Source organism: Pseudoalteromonas sp. K222D (genome assembly GCF_017653575.1).
GTDB lineage: Bacteria > Pseudomonadota > Gammaproteobacteria > Enterobacterales > Alteromonadaceae > Pseudoalteromonas > Pseudoalteromonas nigrifaciens.
Genome location: NZ_JAGGDL010000006.1, coordinates 18,467 through 39,033, shown reverse-complemented (window position 1 = coordinate 39,033; position 20,567 = coordinate 18,467). Strand labels below are relative to the sequence as shown.

16 protein-coding genes are annotated in these 20,567 nt (G+C 41.5%); all 16 read left to right on the top strand.

The genetic code is table 11. The features are described from left to right. Positions 1-5 precede the first annotated feature (5 nt). The 16 genes from J5X91_RS05080 (at position 6) to iscR (ending at position 20,562) form a co-directional block, all read left to right on the top strand. Positions 6-494 carry a prepilin-type N-terminal cleavage/methylation domain-containing protein gene (locus tag J5X91_RS05080; protein ID WP_208834177.1) on the top strand — a complete coding sequence of 163 codons (489 nt, stop codon included), beginning with the start codon at positions 6-8 and terminating at the stop codon, positions 492-494. After that, the gene (locus J5X91_RS05075; protein WP_208834176.1) at positions 481-1,020 is read left to right on the top strand and encodes a type II secretion system protein; all 540 of its coding nucleotides are present in this window, start codon (positions 481-483) and stop codon (positions 1,018-1,020) included. Before J5X91_RS05080 ends, J5X91_RS05075 begins: the two co-directional genes overlap by 14 nt. Continuing rightward, positions 1,020-1,862 (top strand): type II secretion system protein, encoded by an 843-nt coding sequence (locus J5X91_RS05070; RefSeq protein WP_208834175.1) that lies wholly within the window; start codon positions 1,020-1,022, stop codon positions 1,860-1,862. Before J5X91_RS05075 ends, J5X91_RS05070 begins: the two co-directional genes overlap by 1 nt. Further along, positions 1,852-2,343, top strand: a complete 492-nt coding sequence (locus J5X91_RS05065; protein WP_244363756.1) for an agglutinin biogenesis protein MshP — start codon at positions 1,852-1,854, stop codon at positions 2,341-2,343. The genes J5X91_RS05070 and J5X91_RS05065 overlap by 11 nt, the downstream gene beginning before the upstream one ends. Beyond that, on the top strand, positions 2,340-6,080 hold the full coding sequence (locus J5X91_RS05060) for an H-type lectin domain-containing protein (protein ID WP_208834173.1): 3,741 nt from the start codon (positions 2,340-2,342) through the stop codon (positions 6,078-6,080). Before J5X91_RS05065 ends, J5X91_RS05060 begins: the two co-directional genes overlap by 4 nt. A 120-nt stretch (positions 6,081-6,200) precedes the next feature. Next, positions 6,201-8,240, top strand: a complete 2,040-nt coding sequence (locus tag J5X91_RS05055; RefSeq protein WP_208834172.1) for a formylglycine-generating enzyme family protein — start codon at positions 6,201-6,203, stop codon at positions 8,238-8,240. 127 nt (positions 8,241-8,367) lie between these two features. Beyond that, positions 8,368-9,411, top strand: a complete 1,044-nt coding sequence (locus tag J5X91_RS05050) for a rod shape-determining protein (RefSeq protein ID WP_011329327.1) — start codon at positions 8,368-8,370, stop codon at positions 9,409-9,411. Then, the gene (mreC, locus tag J5X91_RS05045) at positions 9,411-10,253 is read left to right on the top strand and encodes a rod shape-determining protein MreC (protein WP_208834171.1); all 843 of its coding nucleotides are present in this window, start codon (positions 9,411-9,413) and stop codon (positions 10,251-10,253) included. Before J5X91_RS05050 ends, mreC begins: the two co-directional genes overlap by 1 nt. Next, positions 10,246-10,725: a rod shape-determining protein MreD gene (mreD, locus tag J5X91_RS05040; RefSeq protein ID WP_089368784.1), complete on the top strand. Its 480-nt coding sequence runs from the start codon at positions 10,246-10,248 to the stop codon at positions 10,723-10,725. The genes mreC and mreD overlap by 8 nt, the downstream gene beginning before the upstream one ends. Beyond that, entirely contained in the window at positions 10,725-11,294 is a 570-nt protein-coding gene (locus J5X91_RS05035) for a Maf family protein (protein WP_011329324.1), read from the top strand. The genes mreD and J5X91_RS05035 overlap by 1 nt, the downstream gene beginning before the upstream one ends. Position 11,295: 1 nt before the next feature. Beyond that, positions 11,296-12,768: a ribonuclease G gene (gene rng / locus J5X91_RS05030; RefSeq protein WP_011329323.1), complete on the top strand. Its 1,473-nt coding sequence runs from the start codon at positions 11,296-11,298 to the stop codon at positions 12,766-12,768. After that, complete coding sequence (locus J5X91_RS05025; protein WP_208834170.1) at positions 12,768-16,619, top strand: YhdP family protein; 3,852 nt, start codon at positions 12,768-12,770, stop codon at positions 16,617-16,619. Before rng ends, J5X91_RS05025 begins: the two co-directional genes overlap by 1 nt. 24 nt (positions 16,620-16,643) lie before the next feature. Continuing rightward, entirely contained in the window at positions 16,644-17,471 is an 828-nt protein-coding gene (locus J5X91_RS05020; protein ID WP_179806924.1) for a carbon-nitrogen hydrolase family protein, read from the top strand. Next, a complete protein-coding gene (gene tldD / locus J5X91_RS05015) occupies positions 17,468-18,907 on the top strand; it encodes a metalloprotease TldD (protein WP_011329320.1) in 1,440 nt (479 codons plus the stop codon). Before J5X91_RS05020 ends, tldD begins: the two co-directional genes overlap by 4 nt. Before the next feature lie 230 nt (positions 18,908-19,137). Continuing rightward, positions 19,138-19,863: a tRNA (cytosine(32)/uridine(32)-2'-O)-methyltransferase TrmJ gene (gene trmJ / locus J5X91_RS05010; RefSeq protein WP_011329318.1), complete on the top strand. Its 726-nt coding sequence runs from the start codon at positions 19,138-19,140 to the stop codon at positions 19,861-19,863. 207 nt (positions 19,864-20,070) lie between these two features. Further along, positions 20,071-20,562, top strand: a complete 492-nt coding sequence (gene iscR, locus J5X91_RS05005; RefSeq protein WP_011329317.1) for a Fe-S cluster assembly transcriptional regulator IscR — start codon at positions 20,071-20,073, stop codon at positions 20,560-20,562. Positions 20,563-20,567: the final 5 nt, after the last annotated feature.

The following is a 20,567-nucleotide window of genomic DNA, read 5'->3' as shown; positions in this document are numbered from 1 at the left end:
CATAAATGATCAGCAGTGGTAAGCAACAGCGCGGGTTTACCCTCGTTGAATTAATTATTACTTTAATTATTTTGGGAATACTGTCGGTAACGGCAGTTCCCAAATTTTTAGGTAGTTCAACCGAGGATGCGTACTCGTATCGAGACCGCACATTAAATGCACTGCGAACAGTGCAGTTACGTGCCATGCAAAATACGGCGACCACAAGCTGTCATAAGCTTTACATTACAAGTAGGTTAATTGCAGGACCAACCCCTGATACCTGCTCAGGAGGGGCCGATATAAACAACAGTGATCACCTAGTAATACAAATTAATAGCCAAAGAAGTGATATTACCTTTAACGCATTAGACAGTAACGGTAATGTGTTTACCCAAGTTAACTTTGATCCCCTTGGCAGGGTTGATCAAAACTGCACAACGCAATGTCGAATAGATATAGGATTAGCCGCGGTATGTATTAGCGGTGAAGGGCTTATTTATGCCTGCCCTTAAACATAGGGGCTTTACCTTAATAGAGTTAATTGTTGGTATTGTGATGTTTGCAATCGCGCTGAGTATTATTGCTGCACTTATTGCCCCTCAAGCTCAAAAAAGTGCTGAGCCTATTGTGGCATTACGTGCTTCGGAGTTTGGGCAATCACTCATGAACGAAATTCAAAGTAAATCGTTTGATGAGTATAGTGAGCGAAGCGCTCCTTTTAGGCGTTGCGGCGAAATATCTTTAGGCGCAAAGGCTTGTACCGCAGCGGCAGACTTAGGCCCAGATAATTCAGAAACACGTACCAGTTATAACGATGTTGACGACTATATAGCACTTTCGGGGCAACCAATAACCAATAGTTTAGGTGTTTTATTACCGCAATATAGTGGCTTTAGTTTGGTTGTTAAAGTGCAGTACGACAGTGATTTTAATGATGCCACTAGTAATGATGGCACCACTTTTAAGCGCATTACTATAGAGGTTACTTCACCTCTGGGTGAGGTATACGGCTTTAGTGCTTATAAAGGGAATTATTAATGCATAGCATAACGCGACAATACGCATTTACCTTAATTGAGCTATTACTGGTAATGGTAATTTTAGGTATTTTAGCCGTTAGTGCATTTTCGTTTATTGGCGCAGGTGTAAGTATTTACGCTCAAGGCGTGGAGCGTCAAGAAGCAGTAGCGCAAGCGCGGTTTTTAATAACACGCATTAGTAAAGAGCTACGCCATGCAGCACCTAATTCACTTAGGTTAAGCTGTGATAACGACAGTAAAGGGGCGTGTAATACTCATCAGTGCCTTGAATTTACCCCTTTTTTATCAGCTACTCATTATACTAATTATTTACCGACTACAGCCCCGTTTAATATTACCGCAGTTGATTTTGAGCTTAATAACTTAACTAAACCGCAAGCGGGTAACTGGGCAGCAGTTTATCCATTAAATAGCGATGATATATATAACGAAAACAATCATAAACGCTTACAAGTTTTAGCATTTAATAACACGGCAGGAAATGCTATTGATCAGTGGCAATTTAGTAAAGCATTTGCAGCAGAATCACCCAGTAAGCGATTATATTTATTAGCTGAACCAGTTAGTTTTTGCGTAGAAGGGCGGTTTTTATATCGCTATACAAATTATGCTTTTAATAGCGCCCAGTCAGATGCGCCTAGCTTACAAGTAACCCCCGGTGTTAAGCGAGATTTATTGGGGATTTATATTGCAAATAACCTAGCAAGCAACTTGTTTTTTACCATAGAGCCGGTGGCCTTACAGCGAAATGCTGTACTTAATGTTAATGCACAAATGCGCTTTAACGAAGCCGAAGTAATGAACTTTAACCATGAGGTGCATGTGCCAAATGTACCTTAATAATTATCAGCAAATTACCCGCTCACCCACAAAGCAACAAGGTAACTTAATTGTTGTGTGTTTAGTGATTATTGTTGCCTTATTAGCACTTGGCTTAGCATTAGTTAAAGTGCTGAGCGGGGCCGCGCAGCAAAATACTATAGAGTATTATGGCGCGCGAGCATATATGGCTGCGCAAAGTGGTTTAGAAAGTGGTTTAACCGAATTATTTCCGCTTAATAGCGCTGCACAAAATTGTGCCTCAGTTACTACAAGCCGAACCTTTAAAACAAATTATTTATCGTTTTGTGATGTATCTATTAGCTGTACAGAGTACCTGGATTTACCCGATAGCAGTGCGCGCTCGGGAACGGTTAATATTTATTATTTACAAAGTAGTGCTACTTGTGCGCCAATTGATTGCTCATTGGGGGATGCATGTAGAAAAGATTACTGGCAAACGCAACGCACATTAAGTGTAGAGGCTAAAACGTTACCATGATAAAAAACACTTTCGTACTGATATGCTTAGCAGCATTTTTATTTAGTAATAACAGCAATGCTGCAGCACCTAAAATTGAAGGGCGTTTTATTGAATTACAAAATACCTACACATCACCGGTATGGACAAAGGTTAATTTCCAGCAGCAATATATAACTCCTCCAGCTGTTTTTATGCTTTCAACTAACCAAGGTGGTAATCCAGCAATTATTCGAGTTAAAAATATCACCACTACCGGGTTTGAAGCGCTTCCTTTGGAGCCCTCCGGTGAGGATGGTGCGCATATTAATATGGGCGCACATTATTTAGCGGTGGAATACGGGGTTCATGAGTTCCCCGATGGCACCATTATGGAAGTAGGGAGCACCGATTTACAGCTAGAGGTACAATATGGTGCCAAATCTGGTTTTTCTCCATTTACTCCAAAGGGCTATAAGCCGCTTACTTTTTCCCATTCGTTTACCCAGCGGCCAAATTTATTTCATTCACTACAAACGCTTAATAGCTTAGATAGTAACCCTCCAGCACAAGCTTTGGTGCCCTTTTTAACTATTGCGGTAGAAACAGCCTCGTTATCTACCAGCGGAGTAAATATTGCGCTAGAAGCTTCTGAAACGGCATTCGGTATAATTAAAAGCGAAAAAGTAGCATATTTAGCGGTAGAGCCAGGGGCTAATCGCTCATTCACAGATGATAATGACGTGGAAGTTATTTGGGAGAGCTTTTTTACTGGTTTTGCTGTAGATGGTTGGAACGATGGATGTAATTATTTTAATTTTATTAATCGTTATTCGCAATCGCCTTTAGTTGTTGCAAGTAAAAACTCGCGTGTAGGGGACGATGGTGGCTGGTTGCGAAGTTGCAACTTAAGAGCTAACCGAGTCGGGTTGGTGGTCGATGAAGACCGAGATGGCGATAATGAGCGCTCTCACCCTAAAGAAGAAGTATCTATTTTAGCCATGACTAGTTCGTTTGTTTCTAGCGGCGAAATTTTAAGTTGTGACACCTTATTTCCAGGCGCGCTATCTACTTATAATGATGGTTTGGTGCAGTTAGTCCAAGGCGTTAAAGTAACAGACAATAACGCGCAATTTATTACGACTACTAATTTAACGTCTTTGGCACTAACTGATCCTGCGTTATGTAACGCTCAAGCTTGTTTAGCAAGTGGCAATAACTCTTTAACACCTAGCCAGGCAGCTCAAGTACCTACAGTGGCTAACGATGGCAGCTCTGTGGCACCAGTACCAGCCTCTTTAGCAGGAGATTATTTTTATGATGAGTTGCAGCTTGCTATGTTGGAAACAGAATACAGAGTAACGGCTCCTACGCGTATTTTTTTAAAAAACACGAGTTCGTTACTCTCAACCTCATTTTTAAATATAGGTAAAACCAATATAGTAGTAGATTCGGGAGCGTATCTTGCTATTTATGTTGATGGTGCAATTGCGATTGCCGCCAATGCCAATATAGCTGCTTATATTGTTGCTACCGGCGAGGTAAGAATAGCGCAAAATGTAACATACGAAGGCTCTATTACCTCAGGCACACAAATTATTACCGAGGGTAGCTCTACTTTCGATGCCATACCAGTACCAGATAATATTCCAGGCTTTTGTGGTATTTATAAACCTATATTGCTAGATCATTATCGAATATCAATGAGTGATAACCAAGGACTGACTTGCCAAGCTAAAGATATGGCTTTAACCGCCTGCGCAAATGATACTTGCGATGTTTTGTTTGATCAGCCATCAAGCTTAAATTTATCGCCAGATAATAGTGGTAAGCAGAGCTGGGTAACCGGTGAGAACATCAGCTTTACTGGTACTACTAATATACAGTTTGCAAAACGTACCACTGGCAGTGCCACAATTGGTTATAACACAGCAGATCCATCTGCGCCGTTACGTTGTTATATTGGCGGTAAAAATGTTGGTTTAAGTGGCTGTAAAGTGGTGTTTTCGGACGCGGGTTTTATTTTTAAAAATGAAAGCGATAACAATACAACAATTCCTACCCAACTATCAGGTAAACCTTCAAATACAGGATTTAATGCAAAAGCATTAGCAATTCAAGCTGTAAAAACGAATACCGCCACGGGGGCATGTGAAGCAGCGTTTCCTGTGGGGGCAGAAGTTGCTTTAGATTTAGCCTATACCTGTAGCGCAGGAGTAAGTTGCTCTGATCCGGTGCAGCTTAGCAATAATAATAAAGTATACGCGATTGAACAAAGTTATAAATCAGTGCCATTACAGTTTGATGATGAGTCTAAAGCGCAAATAGTAATAAATTACCCCGATGCAGCACAGCTTAGCCTTAATGCTAAAACTAATTTAATACTGGATCCGATTACTAACTTGTCGGTTAATTTAACCGGTAGCTCTAACGAGTATGTAGTAAAACCTTTTGGCTTGGCTATGAGCTTACCCAATGATGGGTTTGCAACAGATGCCGCGGGTAGCTTGTTTAAATTAACCGGAGAGACATTTGATTTAAAAATGAATGCGGTGCAATGGCGTGCAGGTCAAGACAACAACAACGATGGCTACCCCGATAACTACAGTGAGATTACTAACAACCCTATTGCTAAACATTTTATTAATGAGCAACCTTTAGTAACAGCGCAATTAAAGCTGCCCATAGCAGGTACTTCTGGAACACTTGCAGTCGTCAACACTGTTGCATTTAAAGATACAGGTAGTTTAAGTGAGTCAATTTCACAATATAGTTATGACCAAGTAGGGATTATTGATTTAATTGCTGGGCTAAACGATGGCGATTACTTTAGTGCGGGTGATGTTAAAGGCGAGCTTTATAATGTAGGCCGTTTTGCGCCATCGCAATTTAAAATAATAGGAGTGCAAGCTGCGGCCCAGTGTACTGATTATGGGAGTAATTTAACCTACCTCGAACAGCCATTTGAACTTGGCTTTACAGTGCAAGCACAAAACCAAAATAATCAGCTAATGAGTAATTACAGGGCTGGGTTTGATAAGTCGGTAGTGCAAGTTAGTGCTGAAAATAATGAAGCGGGTAATTACGTGCCAGCAAGTAGCTTTGCCAGTCGCCTAGTTAATTTAGGTGAAAACAATTGGGGCGATACCAATGACGGGCAATGGCAGATGAATCAAAGCAATGTTACCTTAAAAAGGCTAGGAGTTGATCAACCCGATGGCCCATTTGCTATGGTTAATTTAATGGCCACACTTACAAATATTGAGCGCGCTACATTAATTGATGCAAACGACAGCCCTAATACACAGGTAACCTGTAGCACTAATTGCAACAGCGTACGACTAAACAGTGTGCCTATTGAGTTTAGGTTTGGCCGCTTAGTGTTAGGTAATAATGCAGGCTCAGATTTAGATCGATTACTCATCCCCATGGAGTCTCAATATTGGGATGGCAATGGGTTTGTAGTAAACAGCAATGACAACTGTAGTGTATTTCAACACCCTAAATTAAGCCAAGTATTGCCAGCTAGCCCAGTATTAACATATGAGTATGGTAATGGTGCAGCAGGGAAGTTAGAGGCGGGAGGATATCCAGTAAATAACGGTATTTATGCAAAGCCTAATGGCTCAGGAACATTCACTTTAGAATATAATACCTATGACTGGCTAAAATGGGATTGGCAAGGTGACCAATCTCAGCTGAATCCTTATGCTATTTTACAATTTGGCCACTTTCGAGGGAATGATCGGGTTATTTACTGGCGTGAAACACGTGAATAGTTGTAAACTTAGATAATAATTGAACAAAGCTTGTGTTTTGTGCTTCAAGTACATAGCATAAGGCTTTATTTTAGAAAAATAATAACGACCAAATAATTGCCGCTTTTTGGGACTGAATATATGCGAATTACTCCTTTATCTCTGTTAATTTCAGCTAGTTTGTTGGCTAGTAGTGCATTTGCACAAGACACAGCAACAGTAACTGGAATTGAATCTGAGATTAGTACAAAACAGATCGACTATGACAAATCTACAACAATACTTGATAAACATTTAAAAGAAGAAAGCCAACTGCAAACCCAGTTGCAACTTTTGCGTTCACGTTCAACCGAGTTAGATAAAGAAAAAAACCAAGCACTCGACGCGATGAATGAAATGTACCGTCGTTTAATTGATGAACCTAGTATTAATATAACCGCAGCTCAGGCGCGTTATCAAAAGGCTGTGGCCGATCACAAGCAAAATAAAGATGATATTTCTATGCAGTTGGCGGCAATTGCATCCCACCGTAAAGATATAGAGCAAATTCGTGTTGCTAAACACACGCTTTTAAACACTTTAGAGAGCTTAAAAGAGCAGTTAACTACCGCCAGAGTAGAGCGTTTACGTAACGAATTTACCCGCGAAGGCACGTTAGAGGTTAATCACACAATTAATTGTAAGCGTACCGAAACACTTGCAGCGTGTGAGCAACGCGGACAGCAAATGGGGTTACAAAAAGCGACTAAGCGTTTTGTTGACCAAATATTTGCTAACTTAACTGAAGAGCGTTTAGTTGAACCCAAACGTAATTTGGCCGGTGCTCAGGTACAAATTTTAAGTAGTCATGTGGTAAAAAGTGCATTTAGTGGCCAAGGCAATTATAACGTTAATTTAAGCGTTACTATGCGTGGTGAAGTTAACAGTAGCCGTTTATGTAACTTATTAAGCATTGATAACCGCTACTGCTCTGAGTACGGCACGCCCATGGCGGCAACATATCAGCCTACTTACAGTACAACTTTTTCAGATAGTCAGTTAACATTCAGTAAGCACGCGGATAATGGCAACGTTTCGGCGGCTCGTTTAAACGAGCAACCAGTGCGTGATTATGCAGTAAAGCCTATGGTAACAAACAGCTCGGTTATTGCTAATAACGATAAAAACCAAGCAGTAGAATTAACGCTACGCTCAAACGTATACGACGACGAAGTGTTTATTGATGGGGTTAGCTTTGGCTCAACCCGCTTAGTAACCCGCTTACCGCGAGGTGTGCACAATATTGAAGTGCGCAAGCTTGGTTATAAGCCTTATCAGGTACGTGTTGATTTAAATAAAGCACAAACCGTGCATGCCAATTTAGTAAAAAAGTCAGAGTCGATTGCTGCACCGACATACACGCGTGAGCAACCTGAGCAAACAACTCGTAAAGTGAGTGACAACATCAGCGTATTAAACGCTAATGTAAAAACTTCAGTAGTTGTTATTCCGGCAGGTAAATTTAAAATGGGCGATATTAATGGCAATGGTTTAGCCAATGAGCGCCCAGTTGTTGAAAAAGTAATTGCCAACTCTTTTGCTATGCAAAGCAAAGAAGTGACAGTAGGTGAGTATGAGCAGTTTGCTGCTAATACAGGCTACAAAACCCAAGCCGAGCAAGGTAAAGGCTGCGCCTATTATTTAAATGGCGAACCCGTATGGGAAGCTAATTTAAATTGGCGTAATCCTGGGTTTGAGCAAACAAGTGATTTTCCGGCTGTTTGTTTAACTTATAGCGACGCTAAAGCGTATGCTGATTGGTTGTCAGGGCAAACAGGTCAACAGTTTCGTTTACCTAATGAGGTTGAGTGGGAATACGCTGCACGCGCAGGTAGTCAAACAGAATACCCTTGGGGTAACGATATTGGTAAAAATTTAGCGAATTGTGGCTGGTGTGGTAGTCAATGGTCAAACAAGAGTGCTGCACCGGTAGGATCATTTTCTCCTAATGCATTTGGTTTATACGATACCGTAGGCAATGTATGGGAATGGACTAACAAAAACTCGGGTGAGTCGGATGTTGCGGTTAGAGGTGGAGCGTGGAATTTTGCGCCTAGCCTTGCACGTGCCTCAACGCGATTAATATTAGCGCCCGACTTTAGAGCTAACTACATAGGTTTTCGCTTAGTTCGCGAACGATAAATAGGAAGCTTTGCTTCCTTTTTTAACTAAATTACAAAGGCAGCTGTGCTTAATATCGCTCATTATATTAGCGTATTAAAGTGAAAGCAGCTTAAATAAGAACGTATTTCAAAGGTCATCCAGCCTCATGTTTAAAAAACTCCGTGGTATTTTTTCAAACGATCTATCGATCGACTTGGGTACAGCCAATACCCTCATTTATGTAAAAGAAGAAGGCATAGTACTTAACGAACCATCAGTGGTTGCTATTCGTCAAGAGCGTGCTGGTGGGCCTAAAAGCGTTGCTTCAGTAGGTACTGAAGCAAAGCAGATGTTAGGCCGTACGCCTGGTAACATTAAAGCTATTCGACCAATGAAAGACGGCGTAATTGCCGATTTTTATGTTACCGAAAAAATGTTACAGCATTTTATTAAGCAAGTGCATAACAATAACTTTATGCGTCCAAGTCCACGTGTACTTATATGTGTGCCTTGTGGGGCAACCCAAGTAGAAAAACGTGCAATACGTGAATCTGCAATGGGAGCGGGTGCTCGCGAAGTGTATTTAATTGAAGAGCCAATGGCTGCGGCAATTGGTGCAGGTTTACCGGTATCAGAAGCCACAGGTTCTATGGTTGTTGATATTGGTGGCGGTACTACCGAAGTGGCTATTATTTCGTTAAACGGCGTAGTTTACTCCTCGTCGGTACGTATTGGTGGCGATAAGTTTGACGAGGCAATTATTAATTATGTGCGTCGTAACTTTGGTAGCCTAATAGGCGAAGCTACTGCTGAAAATATTAAGCATCAAATTGGTTCTGCTTTTAAAACCGATGAACCAATCGAAATTGAAGTGCGTGGCCGTAATTTAGCCGAAGGCGTACCGCGCTCATTTATATTAAACTCGCACGAAATTCTTGAAGCGCTACAAGAGCCATTAATGGGAATTGTTAGTGCTGTAATGGTTGCCCTTGAGCAATCACCGCCAGAGCTAGCGTCAGATATTTCAGCGCACGGTATGGTGTTAACCGGTGGTGGTGCATTACTAAAAGATTTAGATCGTTTATTAATGGAAGAGACTGGTATTCCAGTTGTGGTTGCTGATGATCCGCTTACATGTGTTGCCCGTGGTGGTGGTAAAGCGCTTGAAATGATAGACGTGCACGGCGGTGATGTATTTAGTTACGACTAATGAAATCAATGTTCGCACAAACCGTTTCCTTGCAACTGCGACTCTTTGTCGCAGTGCTTTTGAGTGTCATACTGATTATTGGCGATAAGTACACCGAAGGTGGAACAAACGTTCGTACTAGTTTAAATACACTGGTTAGCCCATTAATTTATGTGGCTAATTTACCCTACGAAGTATTTAGCTTTGGTGCAAAAAGCTTACATACCCGCGATCAATTACTTACCGAAAATGAAGCGCTGAAAAAAAAGCAAATGCTGCAAAGCGAGCAGCTACAGCAGTACCAGTTTTTGAGCAGAGAGAATCAAAAATTGCGCGCCTTATTAGGCTCATCGGCTAAACCGTCAAATCGTAAAATTATTGCGCAAGTACTGTCAGTTCATTCAAACCCGTATAGCCATCAAGTTGTTATAAATCGAGGAACCACCAATGGACTTAGCGAAAGCCAAGCCGTAATTGATGATATGGGTGTAGTAGGGCAGCTTACCAAAGTAGGCTCAACCACCTCACGCGTGTTATTAATGACCGACACTACCCACGCTACGCCGGTACGTATTTTACGTAACGATGTGCGTACAGTGGTTGAAGGCATAGGTAAAATTAATGTTGTTAAACTCTCTCATGTACCGCATAGCCTAGATGTACGACTTGGCGATGTATTAGTGACCTCAGGTCTTGGAGGCATCTTTCCGGAGGGCTACCCAGTTGCCGTAGTTACTGAAATAAATCGCGATGAAGGCCAGCCGTTTGCACAAGTTTATGCAGAACCCATAGCGCAGCTAGATCGTATTAGATTATTAGTAGTGCTGTGGCGAAATCAACAGGAGCAGGTTAGCGATGATTAATCGTTATTCGTTGTTAATTGCACTGAGCATTTTTTTTGCGTTAGTAATGGCTTTGATGCCGTTACCGTTTTCGTTTGAACCCTTTCGTCCTGACTGGGTGCTATTGGTATTAATGTATTGGTCACTTGCTGTGCCACATCGTTTAAATATAGGCACCGCATGGATTGTAGGCTTATTAATAGATTTAGCTTCTGGTTCGCCGCTAGGGGTTAATTCACTTACTTATTCAATCTGTATTTTTGTTACCGCCAGTAATTTTCAAAAAATCCGTAACTTTTCGCTATGGCAACAAAGCTTATTAATTGGCTTATTTTTAACTCTCTATCACTTAATGCAGTTTTGGCTAAATCACTTTTTATTGGGTGTGTACTTTAGCCCGCAATACTTATGGCCTGTGCTTACAGGTATGTTGAGTTGGGTATGGGTGTTTTTATTACTGCGTAAATACCGTAGACATTTTAGGATCAGATAATGACCAACGCCGTATACTTGGCATCTGCCTCGCCTCGCCGTAAAGAGCTTTTAACGCAACTAGGAATCGAATTTACACAGTTTAGTGTTGATGCCGACGAGAGCCAACTCCCCAATGAACTACCTTATGATTATGTAGAGCGCTTAGCGCGTTTAAAGGCGCAGTCGGGTGTAGCACTTGGTTATACCGATCGCCCAGTGCTAGGCAGCGATACCGTAGTGGTTATTGACAATCAATCGCTAGGTAAGCCTTGTGATGAAAATGACTTTACCCATACATTAAAGCGCTTGTCGGGCAATACTCACCAGGTATTAACCGCGGTTGCTTTTGCAACAACAGATAAGGTGCTTAGCTGCGTAGTAAGTACTAATGTTACTTTTAAAACCCTCAGCGATGATGAAATACATACCTACTGGCAAAGTGGCGAGCCACAAGATAAAGCAGGAGGATATGGTATTCAAGGCTTAGGCGGTCGATTTGTTACTCATATTTCGGGTAGCTATTTTGCTGTAGTAGGCTTACCTTTATACGAGACCGAACAATTATTACAAACATTCTTAAGAGGCTAGCATGAGTATAGAATTACTAATTAATGTCACGCCAAGTGAAAGCCGTGTTGCCCTAATAGAAAACGGTGTTCTACAAGAAATACAATTAGAGCGAATTGGCAATTTAGGGATTGTTGGTAATATTTACTTAGGAAAAATTAGCCGTGTTTTACCCGGCATGCAAGCCGCCTTTGTTGATATAGGCCTTGAAAAAGCTGCATTCTTACACGCCTCAGATATTGTAAATAGCGCCTCTATTGTTGAAGGTGTTGACGATACCCCGATAAAAAAAGTACAAGATATTCGTGAGCTAGTGCGCCAAGGGCAATATATTATGGTGCAAGTGGTAAAAGATCCACTGGGCACTAAAGGCGCACGTTTAACTACCGACATTACCATACCTTCTCGCTATTTAGTGTTTATGCCCGACGCCACCCACGTTGGCGTAAGCCAGCGCATAGAAACAGAAGAAGAGCGTGGCAGATTAAAAAAAATCGTTGCTGAATACAGCGATGAAAACGGCAGCTTTATTGTGCGAACCGCCGCAGAAGGCGCAAGCGAAGCCGAATTAAGGCACGATGCTGCATTTTTACAAAAATTGTGGCAAAAAGTGGTGTCACGCCGTAAAAAAACCAGTAAAGCCAGTATCTTACATGAAGACTTAACCCTTGCTTTTAGAACGCTACGTGACTATGTGGGCGAAGACATGGAACGCATTAGGGTTGACTCTAAACTAACCTACCAAGAGCTTAAATTATTTACCGAAGAGTTTGTGCCAATTTTGTCGCAAGTGCTTGAATATTATCCGGGTGAGCGCCCCATTTTTGATTTGTTTGATGTTGAAAACGAAATACAAAAAGCGCTGCATCGTAAAGTAACCCTTAAATCGGGTGGCTATTTAATTATCGATCAAACCGAAGCGATGACCACGGTTGATGTTAATACTGGTGCATTTGTTGGTCATCGTAATTTAGAAGAAACCATTTTTAATACCAATGTTGAAGCAACTTCTGCTATTGCGCGCCAGCTTAGGCTGCGTAATTTAGGCGGTATTATTATTATCGATTTTATCGATATGGTAAGTGAAGATCATAAACGCCGCGTAATGCATTCGCTCGAATCGGCGTTAGCAAAAGATCGTGCTAAAGCTAATATTAATGGCTTGTCGGCATTAGGTTTAGTAGAAATGACCCGTAAGCGCACCCGCGAAAGCTTAGAGCATATATTATGTGATGTTTGTCCTGCGTGTTCTGGTCGTGGTTCACAAAAAACAGTAGAAACAGTGTGCTACGAATTACTGCGCGAAATAGTGAGGGTTAATCGTGCTTACGATGCTGATAAGTTTGTGGTTTATGCCGCGCCCGCGGTATGTGAAGCATTACTTAACGATGAATACCATAACTTAGCCGAGTTAGAACTATTTATTGGCAAGCAGGTCAATATTCAAGTTGAGAGTTTATACAGCCAAGAGCAGTTTGATGTGGTAATGATGTAATGAAAGCAAAAGCGGTCTGTTTTTTTTGTTTTAGAAAATTATGGCAAACGTGTGCCATAATTTTAGTGTTACTGGCCGTGACTGTTTCTATTTTAAAATATACCCTACCTTATGCAAACGACTACAAAGACAATATAGAAAACTACCTACATACTAAGTTTGATATTAGTTTGTCAATCGGTTCTATTTCAGCTAGTTGGCAAGGCAGCGGGCCTGCTTTAGTGCTCGAAAACCTATCGTTTAAAGACAACCAAACTGCACCTATTGCACTCACTATAGCTAAAACCAGTTTAGAGCTTAACTTGTGGGAAAGCTTAAAAACGCTGCAATTAAAGTCAAACTACTTTGTAATAAATGGCTTTCATACCAGTATTAAAGTAGCTAATTTATTTGCCAAAAATGAAGGCGAAGTGTCGTTTGAGCAAAAAGAGCTAATAGAAGAGCTATTTTTGGGTGACACAGGCCACTTCGCAATAGAAAACTCCAGCATTAACTTTATTTTAGAAGACGGTACTGAGCGTAAGTTACTGTTGGAGAATATTGTTTGGCAAAATCAAAATAAGCAACATTTAGGTAGCGGTAGCTTAGCATTACCGGGTATTTCGGTGGGAAGTTTTGATGCGCGAATTGCACTCAAAGGCGATACTATTGAAAAAATGGCAGGCGACATGTATGTGCAAGCTAATGAGGTAGATGTATCTAACTGGTTAGCGCAATATATTAATACCGAAAAACAGCAACTGCACAGCAACATAAACTTACAAGCTTGGTTAGAGCTTAATCAAGGTTTAGTGAGTGATGTTAAAGTACAGTGGTTACCTAGTTTTGCACGTTGGGAGTTGGCTGGAGAAAAACAACAGCTGAGCCTAAGCGAAGGGGGATTTCATTTATTTCCTGAACAAAAAAGCTGGCGGTTGAAAAGCACGGGATTAGCGTTTAATAGTAATGATAAAAGCTGGCCGAGTTTAGAGTTTGAGGCACTGCTGGGTAAGCAAAATAAAATTTGGTTACAGCAAGTTGATATAGCGCTACTTAGCGATTTAGCCGAGCTGACTAACTTTAATAACCTAACGCCATTTTTACAGCGCCAACCTAGTGGGCAAATAAAGCAAGCTTACTTAGACTATACCAATAATGAGCAATGGCAGCTGTGGTTTGAAGCCGATAATATTGGCTGGCAAGAGCAGCACGCAATACCTGCCGCACAAGAACTGCGAGTTAGTGCTCTGGTTAATCAGCAATACGGGCGAATTACCCTGTTTGGTGAAAATAACAGCCTAATTACCGGTGATAGTTTTAGCCAAAATATAGATTATGAGCAATTAAATATAGAGCTCAATTTAGCCAAGCGCAGTAATGCTTGGCACATTAGTAGTGACAATATTTGGTTTAATAATGATGAAGTAACCTTTGCTGCAGAAATGCAGCTTAGCTTAGGCGACGAACCGCGTTTAGATTTATACGCCGAAGCATTTGCACCCGACGCGAGTATTGCTGGGCATTATTTTCCTTTAAAAGCGATGAGCCCTGAATTAGTTAGCTATTTAAATGGCGCTATAAAAGGCGGTGAAGTGTCAAAAGCACAAGTGCTTTTTGCAGGCCCGCTAACAGGTTTTCCATTTAGTGACGGCTCTGGGCAGTTTGATGTGTTAGCACAAATAGATAACGCCACTTATCAGTTTGATCCCGACTGGCCTGCAGTTACTAACGCCAGCGCCCAGTTACATTTTGCCAACGAGCGCATGGATATTTATAGCCAGCAAGGCAAGTTAGTAAATTTAGCTGTGGGTAGTAGTGTACGCGTTAGCATTAGCGATTTAATGCATGCAGATGAGCTAGTAGTTAAAATAGATAAGCAAGCCGAGCTTGAAAAAATGCACGACTTTTTTGCGGCCACGCCACTTGCCAGCCCGCTTGCTGAAATTTTTAAAATTGTGCAAGGTAAAGGCGAAGCTAGTGCAGGTATAGAGCTGTTAATTGGTTCTAAATTTGCTAATGGTGCAAGTGTGAGCGGCAAAGTAAATTTAATAGACTTACCTGTTTATATTGCGACTCCAGGCATTGAACTGGATAACTTAAACGGCGAGCTGCATTTTAAAAACAATGAAATAACCCTCACTAATGCCACTGCAACATGGTTGGGCATGCCACTCAATATTAACTATGACAGCAAAAGTATTGAGCAAGATTATCGCGCCAATATAAACATAAAAGCACAGCTAGATGCCGAGACTCTTATTGCGAGCGGCCAAGGGTTATTAAAAAACTACCTTAGCGGGAAAAGTGCAGCAGATATTGGTTTAGTGCTTAACTTTACCGAACAAGGGTTTGATTATCGTGCGCAAGTAACCTCGTCATTAATTGGTTTAAGCAGTACTTTACCGGGTGACTATGCTAAAAGCAGCGAGCAACCATGGCCACTCAATGCAGTTATTCAAGGCGATAATATATCTAACTTAATTACCGCTAATATAAAGCAGTTATTTTATTTTAACGCCATTTTAGATAACGCCAACACCCACTTTAACAATGCTCATTTTGTTATCGGTAAAAATGATTTAGGGCTTAATAAAAAAGATTTAGCGGTTAGTATTAATTTACCACAAACCGATTTGCTTCCGTGGCTAGAGTTAATTGAGCAAATTATAAATGTATCTAAGCAAGGCTCAGAGCAAGCATCAGCTAGTGTTATGCCACCACTGCATGAAGTACTTGCTAATATAGAAAAACTTAATATTAGTGACGTGCAATTTAATGACTTTGAAATGCGCTTAGCACCTACCCAAAACGATTTATACCTAAAGTTAAATGCTAAAGAGTTGCGTGCAGGGGTGCTAATTCCTATCTCGCAAGCCAGCCAGCCGATTCGAATTAATAGCGATTATTTAAGGGTTAACTTTATTGAACCTGCAAACGTTAAGCCAGTTGCAAGCACAGAAACAGCCGATGACGTAAGCTGGCTTACTCAGCTACCCGCAATAGAATTTGAATGTGGCGACTGTAAGGTGAGTCAGTATCAGTTAGGTAAAGTAAGCGCGTCTTTATTGGGGGATGGTAAGCGGCTTGTTATTTCTGAGTTAGTGGTTGATAAGAACGATCATATTTTACGCACCCATGGGCAGTGGCAAAATGGCCAAACGCAACTCAGCGGTGAGCTTAAAAGTGAGGATATAGGCGCATTATTTAATGAGTTTGACTTAACCACTGCAATTAAAGATTCAAACGCAACCATTAACTATAATCTTGCATGGCAAGCAGCCCCGTATAACCTTGATGTAGCAAGTCTGTCGGGCAATATTGATTGGCGTTTAGGCGAAGGACATTTAACTGAGGTTAGTGATGGTGGCGCGCGGGTGTTCTCGTTACTGAGCCTAGATTCACTAGTGCGTAAATTAAAACTCGATTTTAGAGATGTGTTTTCCAAAGGTTTTTTTTATAACAGCATGCAAGGCACAATGCAGCTTGATAAAGGCATTGCCTACACTCAAGATACTAAAATGGATGGTGTACCAGCCGACTTAACCATTAAAGGTTATGCTAATTTAAATACCCTAGAAATAGACTACGACCTAGCGGTTGCGCCGCAAGTAACCTCCAGCATACCTATAATAGTAGCTTGGATGGTTAACCCCGTTACCGGCCTTGCTGCGCTTGCTATAGATAAAGTGATTCACTCGGCGCGCGTTATTTCCGAAATAAACTTTAAAGTAACCGGTAAAATGAATGACCCGCAAGTACAAGAACTTGACCGTAAAAGTCGTGAAGTAACGCTACCACAAGCGGCGCAAAATCAGCCTCAAGCAGCAACAAAGCTTAAACTAAAAGACGCTGAGGTGAGCGTTACCCAATGAGAAATAGCTAATGAGTGCTACCTTATGAGTGAAGCAATTCCGACAATTATTGCTCTGCAAATGTGCTCTGGGGTTGATCCTGAGCAAAACATACAAACGCTAGTTAATCAGTTACAACAATTACCCACTACAAGGCCACTATTAGTGTGCTTGCCTGAAGCCTTTTTAGTGTTTAGTAAATCGGGTAACGATACCTTAAAAGTGGCTAAGCATGCAGAGCGTTATAAGCAGCAGTTAAGCGAGCTGTGCCAATTGCATAATATTTGGTTAAGCGCTGGTACTATGCCAGAACCTTATAACGACAATAAATATTACGCCGCGTCGCACTTATTTAATGCCCAAGGTGAGCTCGTTGCCAGCTACAATAAAATGCATTTATTTGATGTAACAGTTGACGATTCAACAGCCAGCTATCGAGAATCAGACTTTACTCAAGCAGGAAATGAAGTTGTTGTTGTCGACTCTCCCTTTGGTAAAATAGGCTTAACAGTATGTTATGATCTGCGTTTTAGTACTTTATATACTCAACTTGTACGCCAAGGCGCAGAAATTATATTAGTCCCTAGCGCCTTTACGGTAGTGACCGGACAAGCCCATTGGCAACCTTTATTGGCGGCTCGTGCAATAGAAACACAATGTTATGTGATTGCTGCAGCGCAATATGGAGCACATGAAAATGGCCGCCAAACCTATGGCCACAGTATAGTTCTGTCTCCTTGGGGAGATACATTAAGTGAGTTGCCCACGGGCACAGGTTTTATAAGCGCCACGTTAGATTTAAAGCAATTACACAAAATTCGACGAGATATGCCAGTGCAATCTCATCAACGATTTAGAGAGCATTTATTATGAATACGGTTGAACAGCATTTATTACACGACAGCCAGCTAAATCGAGAAGAACTCGAAAAAACGCTCGCCTACATTCATCAACATAAGGTGGATTACGCTGATTTATACTTTCAATCAAGTCACCATGAATCATGGGTACTTGAAGACGGCTTAGTAAAAGAAGGTTCATACAATGTTGAACGAGGCGTAGGTGTACGCGCAGTAAGCGGCGAAAAAACCGGTTTTTCGTACTCAGATGCAATCACCCTTGAAGCACTTAATAAAGCCGCAACTGCAGCGCGTAGTATTGCCGAGGCCGGTGAAAATAAATCAATTCAAGTATTTAGCGATGTAACTGCAAAGCAGCAGTTTGCCCCGCATCAGCCAATTTCAAGTATGAGCGATACTGATAAAGTAAATTTGTTACGAGAGCTTGAAAACTATATTCGTGAACTAGCACCCGACGCAGAGCAAGTAATAAGTTCAATGTCGGCCGTGTACGAAGAAGTACTTATTGCCGCTAGCGACGGTACTTTTGCCACCGATATTCGCCCACTTATTCGTTTAAATTGTTCAGTACTACTTGAGAAAAATGGTCGTCGTGAACGCGGTGGAGCCGGTGGTGGTGCGCGTTTAGATTATGGTTATTTTAAAGAGTTAGTAGAGGGTAAACCACGTTGGATGGAGTTTGCAGAAGAGGCAGTACGCCAAGCAAAGGTAAACCTAGAAGCCATTGATGCGCCAGCCGGAACCATGGAAGTGGTGCTAGGAAATGGCTGGCCAGGTGTATTATTACACGAAGCCGTAGGCCACGGCCTAGAGGGCGACTTTAACCGTAAAGGCGCATCGGCGTTTAGCGGAAAAGTAGGGCAAAAAGTAGCGTCTGAGCTATGTACTGTGGTTGATGATGGCACTATGGCTGATCGTCGTGGCTCACTTAACGTAGACGACGAAGGCACACCTGCGGCCTATAACGTACTTATCGAAAACGGTATTTTAAAAGGCTACATGCAAGATAAAATGAACGCGCGCCTAATGGGCGTTAGCCCAACGGGTAACGCACGCCGTGAATCGTACGCACATTTACCTATGCCACGCATGACCAATACTTACATGTTAGGCGGTGAGCACAGCCAAGCAGATATTATCAGTAGTGTTAAAAAAGGCGTGTTTGCGCCTAATTTTGGTGGCGGACAAGTTGATATAACGTCAGGTAAATTTGTATTTAGCGCATCAGAAGCCTATTTAATCGAAAACGGTAAAATTACCCAACCAATTAAAGGCGCAACCTTAATAGGTAACGGCCCAGAAGTAATGCAGCAAATATCTATGGTAGGTAACGACCTTGCGCTTGATAAAGGCGTTGGCGTGTGCGGTAAAGACGGCCAAAGCGTCCCTGTTGGGGTGGGTCAACCTAGTTTGAAAATAGACAAGTTAACAGTAGGTGGAACAGCTTAAGTACTGCTATTTGATTTAATAAAAGATAAAAGCAGCGCAGTGTTTGGACATAAGCAAAGGATGTTGGCTTGCGATCACTAAGTGTGTGCTTTAAATAAGCTGGTATATAAACCTAAACATGGTTTGTATTTTGAGCTGAACCCTATTCACGGCTGCGCTTATCGTAGCCGTGTTTTTAATTACATGGTAGAATTTGCGCAATTTTTTGCAGCAAACAAAGTAGCACAGCAATGATCTTAGATGATATTCGCGTTGTTTTAGTTAACACATCACACTCAGGTAATATTGGCTCGGCGGCTCGCGCCATGAAAACCATGGGCTTATCAAAGCTTTATTTAGTCGACCCAGCGTGTGAAATCGACAGCCATGCCAGTGCATTAGCCGCTGGAGCAAGTGATGTTTTAGGTAATGCTGTGATTGTTGATACTGTTGCTGATGCAATTGCCGATTGCGCGTTAACTATTGGCACGAGTGCGCGCTCTCGCACACTATCTTGGCCTATGGTTGAACCACGTGAATGTGGTGAAAAGCTAGTAAGCGAAGCAGTTAATGGCCCGGTTGCTTTGGTGTTTGGTCGTGAAAATAGCGGCTTGAGCAACGATGAATTACAGCTTTGCAATTATCATGTATGTATTCCGGCAAATCCAGAGTACAGCTCGCTTAATTTAGCTATGGCAGTGCAAACATTATGCTACGAAACGCGAATGGCGTTTTTAAATCAGCAACCTAAAATAGCCGAAGAAGATGACACCGTTTACCCTAGCTCAAAACAAACTGAGTTATTTTACGGGCATCTTGAAGAGACACTGTTTAATACTGGGTTTATCATTAAGCAGCACCCAGGCATGGTTATGACCAAGTTACGTCGTATGTTTAATCGTGCTCGCCCTGAAGATGCTGAAATGAACATTTTACGTGGTATTTTAACCTCTATAAATAAGTCGATACCTAAATAATAATGGTTATAGCAATTAGTTATAACAAGCTACGATTAAATAACGCGCTAATACTTGACTAAATTACTCAGGTAATTACAATAGGACGTAATACTTGAGTAAAACACTCAGGTATTACGTGTTTAGCTAAGAACTGGTTTTAAGTTTTAATACTTGACTAATTTACTCTGGTAATTAAAATTTGCACTCTTTTGTGCGGAGGGCGTTATGAAGTTAACATCAAAAGGCAGGTATGCCGTTACAGCTATGCTGGATGTTGCACTGCACACAGGTGTAGGTCCTGTTGCCCTTGCTGATATTTCACAGCGACAAGAAATTTCTTTGTCTTACCTTGAACAGTTGTTTGCCCGTTTACGTAAAAACGGTTTGGTAAGCTCTGTTCGCGGCCCTGGCGGTGGTTATTTATTGGGGCGTAAAGCGGACGCTATTTCTGTTGGTGATGTGATAAATGCAGTAGATGAGTCAGTTGATGCAACACGTTGCCAAAAAAGTGATATAGGTTGCCAAAGTGGTATGCGCTGTTTAACTCACAATTTGTGGTCAGAATTAAGCGCACGAATAGAAGAATTTTTAGATAATATTACCCTTGCTGAATTGGTAGAGAAATCTGATGTGAAAGAAATCGCATTACGCCAAGATAACAGTGTTAATGATGCAATTAAGCAGTTGGAAAATATTCAAGTAAGCTGTCAACTTTAAGGTTG